This window comes from Pontibacter fetidus (genome assembly GCF_010119545.1).
Taxonomy (GTDB): Bacteria; Bacteroidota; Bacteroidia; order Cytophagales; family Hymenobacteraceae; genus Pontibacter; species Pontibacter fetidus.
The window spans coordinates 91,271-105,438 of the sequence record NZ_JAAEAA010000004.1; the positions used below are offsets into that span (position 1 = coordinate 91,271).

Sequence of the window (14,168 nt, forward strand, 5' to 3'; positions counted from 1 at the left end):
AGGGACAGGTCGTGACCTGTCCGTGCTATTTCTGTAACTATAGGCCGATGTAGCAAACTATAGCACAAGCCGAAAAGTCCCCCTTTGAAGGGGGCAGGGGGATGACCAACAATAAAACTTATGACTCTAACTATAACATAAACAGAAACTCCCTCTCTTGTTTTAGGAGAGGGCTGGGGTGAGGTAAAATGAGCTTTGCAAAATCAGACTACCAAACTATAAAACATCATTCCCAATATTATTTCACTTCACAACTAAACCAACAGCTCATAAAACAAAACAGCCTGCCGGAAGAACCGGCAGGCTGTTTAAGTATAAGGTTAAACTATAGTTAGTTCTTCACCATTTTCGTCTGGAAATACTCTTTACCAGTTTCGATCAGGATCATGTAAATACCGGAAGGCAGATTAGCAATACGGCTGTTTAGTTTGTCTTGTACTGCGTCTTGTGTACCTGTAATGTTCATTACTTTTTTACCTTCAGCAGAGTAAACTACCATATTAACTTTAGCAGTAGCAGCTACACGCTCAGGTAATAACAATCTCACGTTCCCACCATTTACCAACGTAGGGTAAACACTGAACTGCCCTTTTGTACCATCTGCAATACCAGTTGGCGCATCATTGGCTTCAATAGTTAACGTGAAAGTTTTGGCAGTTCCTAGTACAAGTCCGCTGCTTGGGTTGCTTATTTCGAATACAACCTGCTCTGCAGCTTCAGTTTCAGTATCATCTGTGATATTGATCTCGAATGTAGCAGTGGTTGCATTTGCCGGTATAGTAACGGTAAGCGCATTGTTGGTAGCACCTGTCAGGGTATAATCAGCAGCTGAAGCTGTGGCGCCTGCAACTGGAGCTATAGTTACAGTTTGTGCCGTAGCTACTGCTTTCGACAAGGTTAACGAAACATTAAATGCGCCTGCATTTTCGGCTTTGCTGATGCTTGCCGTAGTGAAAGTTATAGTTGCAGGAGTTGGTGTGTCATTTGCCTCTATCGTTAACGTAAAGGTTTTGGCACTGCCAATTACTATTCCGCTGCTTGGGTTGCTGATCTCGAAAACAACCTGTTCTGCGCCTTCTATCTCAGTATCATCTGTTATGCCTACTTCAAAAGTTGCAGTAGTAGCATTGGCAGGTATAGTAACTACAACCGCACCATCTGTAGCACCGGTTATGGTATAGTCTGTGGCGGTTGCCGTAGAAGCAGCTGTTGGTGTTATAGTTACAGTTTGTGCTGTAGCTACGGCTTCAGATAACGTTAAAGAAACATTGAACTTACCTGCATCTTCGGTTTTGCTTACACTTGCAGTCGTAAACGATACAGTTGCCGGAACTACAGGATCAGCAGTAAGCATAAATCTTGCTGAAACCGGTAAGTGGTCAGATGTAGTGGTTCTGAAGTTGGCAATGGTGTTAAGTAAGTTCTCTTCTATAGCCGTAGAGTTTGCAACATATTCATCAGCAAGTTCGCTGCTGATAAAGATATGATCCAGGAAGCTCTTTAAAGAACCAGACTCGTATGTGTTTTTACCAGCCAGGCTCAGGTCCATGGTAAGAGTTTTATAGTTTGTCTCGTCAGCTACAAACACATCAAAAGACGATTTCTGTGAATTAACTACAGACACATCCACATCGTCGTTAAAATCACCTAACAGAATCAGGTTTACGTTGGCATACTGTGCATCCAGGGAGTCTTTAAGCACTTTTGCATCGTACTGGCGTCTGCTATAGTCAATGGTGTTGGTCTCGCCGTTTGCTTTAGCGTGCAGGTTTACCACATGCAGCGTTTGTTTTACACCATTTATAGTTGCTTCAAACTGCACCATGTATGGCAGTCGGCCACTAGACCACAGGAAGTCAGATCTGTTCTCAGGGTAGTTATCCAGTGTTTTACCATTGTTCTTGATATCGCTGTATAGTTTAGAAAGCAATACTTTTTCTTTCTTCACCTTAACGTTAGCTGTTTTGTACAGGAAACCAACTTTTTGTTCGTTAGATGCCTGCCAAGGCATTGTTTCAGAAGTATAGGTATAACCTGTTTCAGCGGCAAGCTGCTGTATCTTAGCTTCGTCTACCACTTCCTGCACACCAATAATATCGGCATTCAGTTCGGTAATTACTTTTTTAGCATTCGCATACTGCAGTTCTTCATCAGACGGGCCAGTACCGGTAGCACCAAACCACTCCATGTTCCAGGTTACAACCTCCAGGGTGTTCGCCTTCAGCATAGATGAGCCAGACAGCATACCGCGGGTAATAACTGTTTCGCCGCTTGTAAACGTTACCGGTCCAGAGCTGATAAATGACGTAGATGCAGGTGCAAAACGCACATATACTTTGTTTGATGCCGCAGCTTCTGCAGGAGTATAGGTTAGGGTTGAAGCATAGGTTGTACCATCTTTAGACAGTTCGAAGTTTGCCGGTGCCGACAATACTACATCTGCTTTATAACCAACTGCACTGAAAACAAACTCCTCCGCTGATGTTGTGCTGCCAGAAGCAGTTTCAGGGAAGTTAAAAGTCATATGTGTAGTGCTCAGATAATTTTCAACGTTGCGTAGTGCAAAGTTATCCAGCGTCCAGCGTGCTGCGCTCTTATCTGTTGAAGTATAAACAAATGCCAAATAAGTAGTAGCAGATTTATGATTCTGAAGACCAAGGTTCTCCAGCAATCTCCAAACATCTGCTTCATCAGCAGGCAAAGAAGTTAACTCAGTCCAGGTAGCGGCTAAAGGGTCTCCGGAACCGGTATAGTTTGTAGAAACCATAATTTTAAGGGCATCGCCTGCAAACTTGGTTCTGTAGCTTATACCTACCAGCGGAATATCGTGACCAGTAAGGTCCATCTTTGGTGAGATCAGCCAGTCTTGGTTAGGGTTGTTAGTGTTGTTGCCGTAACCGCTCATCTGCACGCCATTTCCCTGCTGACCAAACGTAGTACAAGCCCAGGTCAGATCACCAGTTACGCTATACTGCATCCAGCCGCCAGGTAAGCCATCTATACAACGGTTAAAATCCTGTGCAAAAGGGCTGGCACCAAAAACTACTAAGCCAACTTTGGCATCTGTTGCCCCAGTAGTTGAGTGTATTATCTCGCCAGTTATTTCGCCGGCAGTTGCAGGAGTAGTCTTAACATAGATAGTTTTAGCGCTGGTAAGGTCAGCTGCAGTAAGTGTTAAAGTGCTTGCAAAAGTACCTGCCTCGGAGGTAGCAATTGTAAATGGCCCAGATGCTGTTAACACTACATTACCACCAGCAGGAATGTTAGCAGATGATAGACTATACGAAGCTATAACTTCTGTACCAATAGCTTTTTCTCCTAAATTTAGCGAACCAGTGCTTGGCGTTAGTGTTGGAGTTGAAGTTGGAGTACCTGATGGGGTTACAGAAGCCCATGTTGTACCTACTCTTACCTCGTCTATCTCTAAGTTACCTGTACCCAGGTTCGTACTATTTGATTGACGTATACCTACACCTGTTATTTGTGTAGGAGCAGCATTTGTTCCAAATGTATTTGCAACAACAGGATTAGTTTCTGTACCACCTGTTAAAGGGTTAACCCAAACACTGGATGTGTTAGTCGCAAAATCATATTTAAAAACAACAAAATAAGTTTGACCTATAGCATGATCTACTGGATTAGTCCCATAAACTACATCATTTGCAGGAGTGCCTCCACTATTATTTATTATGCCTATGTTAAACGTATTAGGAGTACTACCAAGACGAATTGAAACTCGCGAAATTAAAGTCGTATTATTTTGACCTAAAAAATGGAAAAAATAATTTCCTGCTGTATTATTTGCTAGAAAACCTGACTCTGGTTTAAATAAAAAAGATGAATATATACTCCCTGAAGAGATTATCTGTGGATATGGCAATTTAACATCTTCACTATCTGCTGCTTTTATAGCAACTTTGTTACCTGTTGAGGTTGGGAGTGTACTGTGATTTAAATTTCCACTTATTATTTGGATTTGGTTAGGTGTATTTCCACTAAATGTCACCCAACTACCGGTGCCATTTAGTGCACCTGTCGTTGCAAACGGCTCGTACTGAACCTGCCCCCAAGCCGTACTGCTGCCTAAAAGGCCACAGCAAACCAGCACAAGAGCACAAAGCTTTTGTAAATGTTTACTCATAATAAAGGTTTTGTAGGTTGATTGATTACTTGGTGAGAAACATGCAGCCTGCACCCACTAGATGAGCAAATATAAAAGCCTTTATCTGTGTGACGCTGACGCATAACACAAATCTAATAATTAAGCGGTTACTCTATGTTATGGAATTGTAAGTTTATTATAGCAATATTTAAATTCATTAATAAAGTATATATAACATTAAAAAAAGACAATATCGCCTTTCTAAAAACATTCTATATGCTGAGCTATAGTTATACTTTTGCCAATGCCTGTTCCAGGTCTTTTATCAGGTAATCAGCATCTTCCAGGCCAATGTAGAAGCGGATTAAGTTAAATGGCAGGCTCGATTTATAGTTGGCAGAATTGTAAGCTGCCGCCATCGGGTAAATAAGCGACTCGTGCCCACCCCAGGAAGCCGCCATTAAAAAGTGTTTTAAACTATCGCAGAACAGGTCTACTTTTTCGATCTCGTTGGTACGGAGTAAAATGGTAAACTGGCCGGTATTGTTGCGCATCTGCTGCTTTGCCAGTTCGTATTGCGGATTGGTTTCCAGGAAAGGGTAATAGACCTGCTCTACTTTTGGGTGCTGATGCAGGTAGGCAACTACTTTCTGGGTGGTAGCTGCGATGCGTTCCATACGTACAGGCAAGGTGCGCAGGCCGCGCAGCAATAGCCAGGCATCGTGTGGCGAAAGTATAGCGCCTAAGGTCATAAATTCGCCTTCAAAAATGCGGTTTATCGTTTCGCGCTTGCCACAGATCACGCCTCCCATTGCATCGGAGTGGCCGCCAATATACTTGGTACAGGAGTGCACAACCAGGTCTACGCCCAAGGCCAGTGGGTTCTGAAAAAGCGGTGTAGCAAAGCTGTTATCGATAATAGTACTGCAGTTATGGGCCTTTGCAATATTTACTACAGCGGCTATATCCTGCAGTTCAAAGGTCATAGAGTTGGGGCTTTCCAGGTATAACAGGGTTGTATTCGGCTTTAGCGCCTGTTTATAGTTGTTAGCATCGGTGCCATCCACCATCGTTACTTCCACACCAAATCGTGGCAAAAACTTTTGCATCAGGGCGTTGGTCCAGGAGTATGGTTTTTTAATACACACTACATGGTCGCCGGCTTTTACCTGCGAGAGCACCGCAGCCGACACAGCCGCAATACCACTACCAAACGCGATAGCGTGCTCTGCACCTTCCAGGGCTGCCAGCTTTTTTTCGAGTATGGTTACGGTTGGGTTATTGCCGCGCGTGTAAAAGTATACTTCGGGCTCGTTCTTCAACATTTCCCGCATCTTGGCCACCGATTTACAGGCAAAATTACTGGTTTGCACTATGGGCGGTGATACTGCATTAAAGTATAGTTCGCGGTCTTCGCCAAGCTCGTTCAGGATGTAGGAAAGGTCCATAATTTCTTATCAGTTTCTATAGTTACTTCATACTCTAAGGCCGATTTTATAGTTGCTTCAGGGCTCATTTTAAGGCAGTTTAACATCCGTTAAAATTTTATTTCGAACGAATTATAATAAGTTGATAATCAATTACTTAAAATACATTTTAAACTATAAAAACCTTCGTTTTTTGCAACTGATATTGGCTCCCGGATGTTTACTTAACATGAAAGAGAAAGAAGAAGAAAACGTTGTAGCATTATACGCTGAAGAGCAGCAACCTGAGACCCAGGAGTGGCAAAAGTCTATACCTGCGCAGGTGTTTCTGAATTACTTTTTTGCGGTAAACTATCATATTAAAAATACGAGTGGTAACGGCCTGGAGCAGCTGGCATTTTTCAGGGAAGCCAAACCGGAACTAACCGAAAAAGACACTGAAGCAGTAAAGCGCCTGTTACTAAATAGCTGGAGTACCGAATACGCTTTGCGTGCCACTGCTGAGCTAGGCGACGAAGCTTATATGCGCAATGCGTTGCACTGGACTTTCCCGCAGGCTTATTATACTGTGTTTGCTGGTTTGCAGGCTTTTTTGCGTACGCGTGGCATTAATACTAACAGCGATGCATTGGTACTGCGCGAAGCCGGACGCTTAGTAGTAAAAAACGCATACCCGCATGCCATCAGCTTTTATGCATCCGGGCATTACGACGATTTTAATGTGCACCGCTTGCCATTGGCACACTATAAGCCGGGCTTGCAGATAGCAGGTAAAGAGCTGGAGGCTCAGGCACAGATCGGGCAGTTTCTTAGGACCACGCGCCGCATGAAAGCCAAGGCCGTTCGCCAGTTTGTGCAGGGCAATGCCAACACTGCTATCAGAAGCAACAAAACCGGCGAAATTTTACAGAAGTTTGGTCCGCAGCATTGGCAGCAACTTACCTGGCGCATTGGCTATACTTCGCTATTTGATCTGATGGCTAGGTTGCGTATTTCCAGTTCGCACCGCGAGATTGAGCGTTTTGTACAGGCTGATATAGATTTTAAACTGTTCCATGAGTCGTTGCTGGAGATTGTGAGTTACCTGAACGGGGTACACGAAGCATATGTAGCGCAGGCGCTTGGTATAGAGCAGTACGAGACCTTTGTAAAAGAACTGCCGAAACACCTGCAAAACTCATTTGTAGCGGCCAGGTTGCAGCAAACTATTAATCCATTGCTTCGCCCCGACGAAGATTACCAGCTCGGCGCAGCAGCATAAGTTTTTCCATTTTTACTTTATACCCAACTCAAACTCCTGCAGGTTTTTACTTGCAGGAGTTTTTTTGTCTGAACCAGGATTTTCAGGATTAATGGATTTACAGGATTAAGACCTAGCAGTGTGCGTAGCTCCTGCTAGTGTCTGGGTTACAATTTCATATTGTCCGTCTTCACACCCCTGTAGTCCCCTCAAGGGGAAAGTTTCTACTACTGCTATAGTAGAAACTATAGTTCTATAGTTGTTTAACTATAATTCTGCCAATCCTTTAATCCTGAAAATCCTGGTTCAGACAATTAACAATCAACAATTAACTTTTTAAAGCTGACGATTATTTAGCAATTTTGCATCTTGATTTTTAGACATCACTTATAGTACAGAATCGCATGCAACTAAGCGAACAGGAACTGCGCCGCCGCCATGAGCGCGAAGAGCTGGAGAAAATGGGCATTAATCCCTATCCATCTGAAACATTTGACGTTACGGCAACAGCCAAAGAGATAAAGGAAAACTTTGATAAGGATAAGAACAACTACCAGGAAGTAACGCTGGCTGGCCGACTGATGAGCCGCCGCATTATGGGTAAAGCATCTTTTGCCGAGCTGATGGACAGCACAGGCCGTATCCAGATCTATGTATCCAGAGATGATATTGCGCCAGGCGAAGACAAAGAAATGTATAACACCGTGTTCAAGAAAATGCTGGACATTGGTGACTTTATCGGTATAAAAGGTAACGCGTTCGTAACGCAGGTAGGCGAGATATCGGTGCACGTTACAGAGCTTACAGTGCTTACCAAGTCGCTGAAGCCGCTTCCGATTGTAAAACGTGAGGTAGACGAAAATGGTGTAGAGCATGTGTACGATGCCTTCAGCGATCCGGAGTTGCGTTACCGCCAGCGTTATGTTGACCTGATCGTGAACCCACATGTGCGCGATACTTTCAAAAAGCGTTCGCAGCTGGTAAGCACCATGCGTAATTTTTTAGGAGACAAAGGTTACCTGGAAGTAGAGACTCCAATTTTGCAGCCTATACATGGTGGCGCGGCGGCTCGTCCGTTTAAAACGCACCACAACACCCTGGACATGACGCTGTACCTGCGCATTGCCAACGAACTATACTTAAAGCGCCTTATAGTAGGTGGTTTTGATGGCGTGTTCGAGTTTGCCAAAGACTTCCGTAACGAAGGCATGAGCCGTTTCCACAACCCGGAATTTACGGTAATGGAGCTTTACGTTACTTACAAAGACTATAACTGGATGATGGACCTTGTGGAGGAAATGGTAGAGAAAGTTGCCCTTGCCCTGCACGGTAAAACTGAAGTTCAGGTTGGTGAGAACGTGATCAACTTTGCCCGTCCTTGGAAGCGCTATACCATGTACGAAGCAATCGAGCACTTTACAAAGATCGATATCTCGAACATGGAAGAGCCGGAACTGCGCCAGGCGGCACAGCAACTTGGCATCCACGTAGATCCAACGATGGGTAAAGCCAAAATCATAGATGAGATATTTGGCGAGACTGCTGAGCCTAACTTAATACAGCCAACCTTTATCACGGATTACCCTGTAGAGATGAGCCCACTGGCTAAGAAGCACCGCAGCAAGCCAGGTTTAGTAGAGCGTTTCGAGGCAATCTGTAATGGTAAAGAGATCTGTAACGCCTTCTCAGAGCTGAATGACCCGGTTGATCAGCGTGCCCGCTTTGAGGAGCAGCTGGAGCTGGCTAAGCGTGGCGACGTAGAAGCAATGGCTTTGGATGAAGACTTCTTAAGAGCACTTGAGTACGGTATGCCGCCAACTGCTGGTTTGGGTGTAGGTATAGATCGTTTAACCATGATCATGACCAACTCCAATTCTATCCAGGATGTGCTGTTCTTCCCGCAGATGAAACCTGAGAAAAAAGACGAGTAACTATAGTTTGACTATAAAGTAAAAGCCCCTGCTATAGTTTAGCAGGGGCTTTTTTATAATGTGCTGGTTACTACAAGCAACGTTGCATGTTTGTACCGCCGGTTGGCCCTAAGGTTGGGTCGTTGTACATGGTGTTAACCTCTGAGCTGCTTTGGCTGGTTAAGTTATTATAGTTGCTGCCTGTAGTTTTGTTATTCTTATCTGTCCAGGAAGTTACTTTATCTTTAGTGCTGTTAAAGCTTTTAGATACTTTATACCCGATACGCGAAGCCGAATTTGCTACCTGCTTGCGTAAATCTTTGCCTTTTTCGGGGGCCAGCAAAATGCCAGCCAGCACGCCAACACTAGCACCGGCTATAACGCCGGCCGCAATTTTACCTCCACTTATGCCTTTTTGCTCTTTAGTTGAGCGGGTCTGGTAGGTAGGTTTTTGTTGGGTGGTACTGCCATAAGCGGTAGCAGGTGTATCGGTTTGGCGCATTTGCCTTACATTGGCATTGGTATAGTTTGTTTTGCTTTCTCCAAGTGATCTGCACTCCATAGTAGTTTTCATAGGTTTGGGTTTATAGTTATGTTTAAAATAGATAAACGCGGTCGTTTACAGTATTAGTATTAACGTGCCCTTTTAGCCTAAAGTTAACAGCCATAAAAAGATAAAGCGCTTGCCCGAAACCGGAACAAGCGCCTTATACATGTAGAAAAGCAAGTGGCAGCCTCCTCAGCGGGCATCAAAACCCTGGCAACAACTATACTTTATGTACCCTTTTTAAATATGATTAAGCGTTGCCGCCACCAGTTGAGCCAGTGCTATTACCAGTAGTAGCAGAACCAGATTTCTGAGAACCTGAAGCCGTTGAGCCAGATCCTGACATACCAGCTTTCATTTCGCCAAACTTATCCATGGCACCAGCGCTCATGTTCTTGATCTCCTCTAAGCCAGTCTGCAGATTTTTCTCCAGGTCTTTGCTCATTTTATTTGCCCATTTTTTTACACTAGTTCTGGTAGCTTCACCAGTGTCCGGGGCCATCATTAATCCAGCAATAACACCAGCACTGGCACCAGCCAGAAGCGCTAATATTATTTTACCGCTATTGTCCTTCATAGTCGTATTTTATTTTAAGATTGATATAGTTTTAACTATTAATTGTTCGTGCCTTGATAACGTCTAAATATAGCATTTAGTTATATCTTTAGTATAGAATATACTTATAAATCGAATAAAGGCACAAAAATCTTACGTAGTTACACTTAAACAACTATTTAAGGCTGTTACGGATATTATCGATCAGCTCAACGATGTCTTCTTTTGTCTTGCCTAGTTTTACCTGTAACCTGCCAAACAGCTCATCTTCTTTGCCCTCGGCATAGGTCAGGTCGTCTTCCGTAAGCTCAGCATAGTTTTGTTTTAACTGGCCTTTCACATCGTCCCAGGAGCCGTGCATTACCAGGGTGCTGCCTGCACCGGTTGTGCCTGATTTCTCCAGTTTGCTCATCCAGTTTTTCATGGTTCTTTCCATGTCTTCGCCAGCTTTTGTAAGGCTGCGTTTTACGCTGTCGCGTGTAGTTTGTCCGTTGTCCGGGGCCAGCAAAATACCTGCTACAATGCCCGCACCAATACCAGATAGCGTCGCTAAAAGGATCTTTCCGTTCTTATCCATTTTTAATTTTTGTGAGGTTTTATGTATATGCGAAGGTGCCAGGCAAGCCGACAATCTCCTACTTAAATATAATGGCGTATACTTTTACAATTAGTTGTAATTTCGCGCTTCAGTTTACATACGGTTACCTTACCGGTTAGTTAACTTAACTGTAAACAGCTGTAAACCTGAGCCCGTTTTATACTTATTCTTAAACCTTATACTATGAAAAAATCAGTAGCAACACTCGCTATACTTTGCCTGAGCAGCTTTTATGCCTGCAAAACCACCGAAGAACAAACGCCCTGCATCGACCCTGCAAAAATTAACCCCGACGGTATATGCACCATGCAATACGACCCTGTTTGCGGCTGCGATAATAAAACCTATGGCAATGCCTGTGTCGCCAACAATGCCGGTGTCACCTCTTTTGTTAAAGGCGAATGCCCAACCCAGAACTAGGTTTCTACTATAGCAAAAAGAAAAATGAGCGAGAAAAAATATATTAAGCAGACGAAGCCGTTCAGGGTGCCAACCACCGATGGTAAGTTAATAGAAGAGCATTTTGGGCATGCCTCTACCCGTACCGGCGAGTTTAGCGTGGCCCACATGGTAGCACCGCCCCACTGGAGCGAACCGCACCAAACCCCTGACTTTGATGAAATAACTATAGTTACCCGCGGCCGCAAACTAATTGAAATTGATGGCGAAGAAGTGGAAGTAAAAGCTGGCGAAACCATATTGATTAAAGCAGGCACCCGCATCCGCTACGCCAACCCCTACAACGAAGAAACCGAGTACTGGTCTGTCTGCATCCCTGCATTTGACATTAATTCTGTAAACCGCGAGGAAGAGTAGGAAACTTGAAAATTTGGAGATTTGAAAATGCTCCAACTATAAATCTGAACGCCGTTGCTATAGTTTAGCAACGGCGTTTCTTTTGTAAATATAAGTGAGCTCTCGCTCGAGTCGCGCGAGTGTGAGTTAATAATAGCGTCTCGCCACATATGCCACCGCTGTTCCAGATTTACCGTTGTTTCGGATTTTCACAGTTTGCTTAAAAATTCAGACAACTATAAACTATAGTTTGAAGCGGCCAGAGGACGTGGGTAACTCACACTCGCGGGACGCGAGCGAGAGCACAAACTATAGACATAAAACAAAAATGCCCTGCTAAACTATAGCGGGGCATTTTTAATAATTCAGAATTTGGAGATCATTTTCAGATCTTCAAATCTTAAATTTACTTAGAGATCATTTCCACGATATCCTCAGAGATACCCATAGAAGAGAAGCCACCGTCGTGCATCAGGTTCTGCATAGTTACGTAACGGGTCAGGTCTGAGAACAGGCTAATGCAGTAGTCTGCGCAGGCTTCGGCTGGCGCGTTGCCAAGCGGCGACATCTTATCAGCATAATCGAAGAACGCATCAAAACCACCTACACCAGTACCGGCAGTAGTTTTAGTTGGCGACTGCGAAACCGTATTTACACGTACTTTTTTGCTGCGGCCTAAACGGTAGCCATAGTTACGGGCAATTGACTCCAGCACTGCCTTAGCATGCGACATGTCGGTATAATCAGGGAACACACGCTGCGCTGCGATGTACGAAAGCGCTACGATAGAACCCCACTCGCTCATAGCATCCTGCTTTTCAGCTACGTGCATTACCTTATGGAAAGAGATAGCTGAAATGTCCAGCGTCTTCAGGAACCACTCGTAGTTCAGGTCGCCGTAAGATTTGCCTTTACGGATGTTTGGGCTTGAACCAATAGAGTGCAGCACAAAGTCGATCTTACCACCTAGTATCTCCTGCGCTTTTGTGAAAAGGTTTTCCAGGTCTTCAACCGATGTAGCATCAGCCGGGATGATCTGCGCATTGCAAGTTTCAGCTAATTTGTTGATCTCGCCCATTCGCATTGCAATTGGTGCGTTTGTCAGTACAAACTCTGCTCCTTCTTCATGCGCACGCATTGCTACTTTCCAGGCGATAGACTTTTCGTCTAGTGCACCGAATATGATTCCTCTTTTTCCTTTTAAAAGATTGTAAGACATGTCTTTATCAAGTTATTTTTTGTTCCTTTTCAATATTCCCGCCCGCTAACCTATAGTTTGCTGAAATAAGGCGGCAATATAGCAATATCTTATTACAGTGAAAGCAACTCTTTGGCACTTTGATACGCATTGGCGCTTGGATTGGCACCCGCAATCATGTGGGCGATCTCGTTCACGCGCTCTTCGTCGTTCAGCTGCTTAATCCGGCTTATCGTTCGGTCTTCACGGTCTTCCTTGTACACAAAGTAATGGTAATCGCCTTGCGCTGCAATTTGAGGTAAGTGCGAAATAGCAATGATCTGGTGTTTCTGAGCCATCTGTTGCATCATACGACCAACCTTTACAGCCACTTCACCAGATATACCCGTGTCAATTTCATCAAAAACTATAGTTGGCAGCGCGGTTTTGTCGGCCAGCATATACTTTACACTCAGCATTAAACGGGAGAATTCACCACCTGAAGCGGCTTTAACCAGTGTCTGTGGCTGCGCGCCTTTGTTGGCACTGAACAGGATGCTTATCTCGTCGGTACCGGTGGCAGTTGGCTGTGCTTCTTTGTGTTGAATTACAATGCGTGCATTTGGCATACCAAGGTCAGCCACCAGGTCGTGTAGTTCCTGCTCAAACTTCTGGAATGATGCTCGTCTACGGTCTGATAACTCTTTTGCTTTTTTCAGTACTTCCTGGTAAGCCGCGTCCATTTCCTTCTTGGTTTTGGCAATAGCGTTATCCAGGTTAAGTACGTTGCCTACTTTTGTCGACAGCTCTTCCTGTATAGTTAAAAGCTCAGCTATAGTTTGTACCTGGTGCTTGCGCTGCAGGGTATAAATCATGTTCAGGCGCTCCTGTACTTCCAGGGTGCGTTGTGGGTCTGCTTCGGTTCTGCGCTCGGCATCCTCCAGTTCGCTGGCAATGTCGTTCAGCTCTATCAGGGCACTTTCGGCACGAGTGCGCAGCTCATCATATTTAGAAGAAAACTGCGAAAGCTGGCCAATTAAGTAAGCCGTATCTTTTAAAGCAGAAGTAATGTTGAAATCTGATTCTGTGAGACTTTGCACGGCCTGGGTCAGTTTCAGTTTAATATCTTCAGCGTTCTCGAGTTGCTTCAGTTCTTCTTCCAGGCTTTCCTGCTCGTCAGCTTCCAGTTTTGCTTCTTCAAACTCGTTCAGCAAAAACGTATTATAGTCCAGCTCCTTCTGCGATTGCGCCAACTGGTCTTCCAGTTTCTTATAGTCCGACTCCAGTTTTTTATAAGTACGGTAGGTTTCGCTGTAAGCTTTCAGGTACGACAGGTTTCCGGCATAGATATCCAGCGACGTGTTGCCTGCATAAATATCCAGGATGTTCAGTTGATAGCTGGTGTCGCCCAACTGCAGGGTATCGTGCTGCGAGTGCACATCCATCAGGTTCTCCCCTATCTTGCGTATCACATCCAGGGTAACCGGTGTGTCGTTTACAAAAGCTCTCGACTTACCACTTGGGCTTATCTCGCGGCGCAGGATGCAGGTATTGTCAAAATCCAGGTCTTCGGCAGCGAATACTTCCTGCAGGTTATACTGCGAGATGTCGAAAACGCCTTCTATCACGCATTTCTGTTCCTGGTTAAAAAGTAGTTTGGTATCGGCACGGTTACCCAATAGTAAGCCAATAGCTCCCAGCATGATAGATTTACCAGCACCGGTCTCACCGGTAATAATGTTCAGCACCGGCGACGGGTGCATTTCCAACTGCTCAATTAAGGCGTAATTCTTTATTTTAAGGTCTATCAGCATAC

The 14,168-nt window shown here is 44.5% G+C and carries 11 protein-coding genes; 4 read left to right on the plus strand and 7 right to left on the minus strand.

What is annotated here, in order from left to right:
- Positions 1 to 331: 331 nt before the first annotated feature.
- Both GWO68_RS04070 and GWO68_RS04075 read right to left on the minus strand, forming a co-directional pair.
- Positions 332 to 3,241, minus strand: coding sequence for a T9SS-dependent choice-of-anchor J family protein (locus tag GWO68_RS04070; protein ID WP_162345144.1), 2,910 nt, complete (start codon positions 3,239 to 3,241; stop codon positions 332 to 334).
- Positions 3,242 to 4,392: 1,151 nt separating this feature from the next.
- Positions 4,393 to 5,550: a trans-sulfuration enzyme family protein gene (locus GWO68_RS04075; RefSeq protein ID WP_162345145.1), complete on the minus strand. Its 1,158-nt coding sequence runs from the start codon at positions 5,548 to 5,550 to the stop codon at positions 4,393 to 4,395.
- A gap of 208 nt (positions 5,551 to 5,758) precedes the next feature.
- Between GWO68_RS04075 and GWO68_RS04080 the strand changes: the two genes are divergently transcribed.
- The gene (locus GWO68_RS04080) at positions 5,759 to 6,790 is read left to right on the plus strand and encodes a hypothetical protein (RefSeq protein WP_162345146.1); all 1,032 of its coding nucleotides are present in this window, start codon (positions 5,759 to 5,761) and stop codon (positions 6,788 to 6,790) included.
- A gap of 383 nt (positions 6,791 to 7,173) precedes the next feature.
- Complete coding sequence (gene lysS / locus GWO68_RS04085) at positions 7,174 to 8,700, plus strand: lysine--tRNA ligase (RefSeq protein ID WP_162345147.1); 1,527 nt, start codon at positions 7,174 to 7,176, stop codon at positions 8,698 to 8,700.
- A gap of 70 nt (positions 8,701 to 8,770) precedes the next feature.
- Here lysS and GWO68_RS04090 read toward each other — a convergent pair whose 3' ends face one another.
- From GWO68_RS04090 to GWO68_RS18005, 3 genes are all read right to left on the minus strand, one after another.
- A complete protein-coding gene (locus GWO68_RS04090) occupies positions 8,771 to 9,253 on the minus strand; it encodes a YtxH domain-containing protein (RefSeq protein WP_162345148.1) in 483 nt (160 codons plus the stop codon).
- A 223-nt stretch (positions 9,254 to 9,476) separates the two neighbouring features.
- Positions 9,477 to 9,803, minus strand: a complete 327-nt coding sequence (locus GWO68_RS04095; protein ID WP_162345149.1) for a YtxH domain-containing protein — start codon at positions 9,801 to 9,803, stop codon at positions 9,477 to 9,479.
- Positions 9,804 to 9,957: 154 nt separating this feature from the next.
- Positions 9,958 to 10,359 carry a CsbD family protein gene (locus GWO68_RS18005; RefSeq protein ID WP_162345150.1) on the minus strand — a complete coding sequence of 134 codons (402 nt, stop codon included), beginning with the start codon at positions 10,357 to 10,359 and terminating at the stop codon, positions 9,958 to 9,960.
- 204 nt (positions 10,360 to 10,563) lie between these two features.
- Between GWO68_RS18005 and GWO68_RS04105 the strand changes: the two genes are divergently transcribed.
- Positions 10,564 to 10,800 carry a Kazal-type serine protease inhibitor family protein gene (locus GWO68_RS04105; protein WP_162345151.1) on the plus strand — a complete coding sequence of 79 codons (237 nt, stop codon included), beginning with the start codon at positions 10,564 to 10,566 and terminating at the stop codon, positions 10,798 to 10,800.
- Between the two features lie 24 nt (positions 10,801 to 10,824).
- Positions 10,825 to 11,196 carry a cupin domain-containing protein gene (locus GWO68_RS04110; protein ID WP_162345152.1) on the plus strand — a complete coding sequence of 124 codons (372 nt, stop codon included), beginning with the start codon at positions 10,825 to 10,827 and terminating at the stop codon, positions 11,194 to 11,196.
- 385 nt (positions 11,197 to 11,581) lie between these two features.
- On the opposite strand, the gene GWO68_RS04115 is transcribed toward GWO68_RS04110, so the two are convergent.
- Positions 11,582 to 12,394, minus strand: coding sequence for an enoyl-ACP reductase FabI (locus GWO68_RS04115; RefSeq protein ID WP_162345153.1), 813 nt, complete (start codon positions 12,392 to 12,394; stop codon positions 11,582 to 11,584).
- 92 nt (positions 12,395 to 12,486) lie between these two features.
- Positions 12,487 to 14,166 carry a DNA repair protein RecN gene (gene recN / locus GWO68_RS04120; RefSeq protein WP_162345154.1) on the minus strand — a complete coding sequence of 560 codons (1,680 nt, stop codon included), beginning with the start codon at positions 14,164 to 14,166 and terminating at the stop codon, positions 12,487 to 12,489.
- Positions 14,167 to 14,168: the final 2 nt, after the last annotated feature.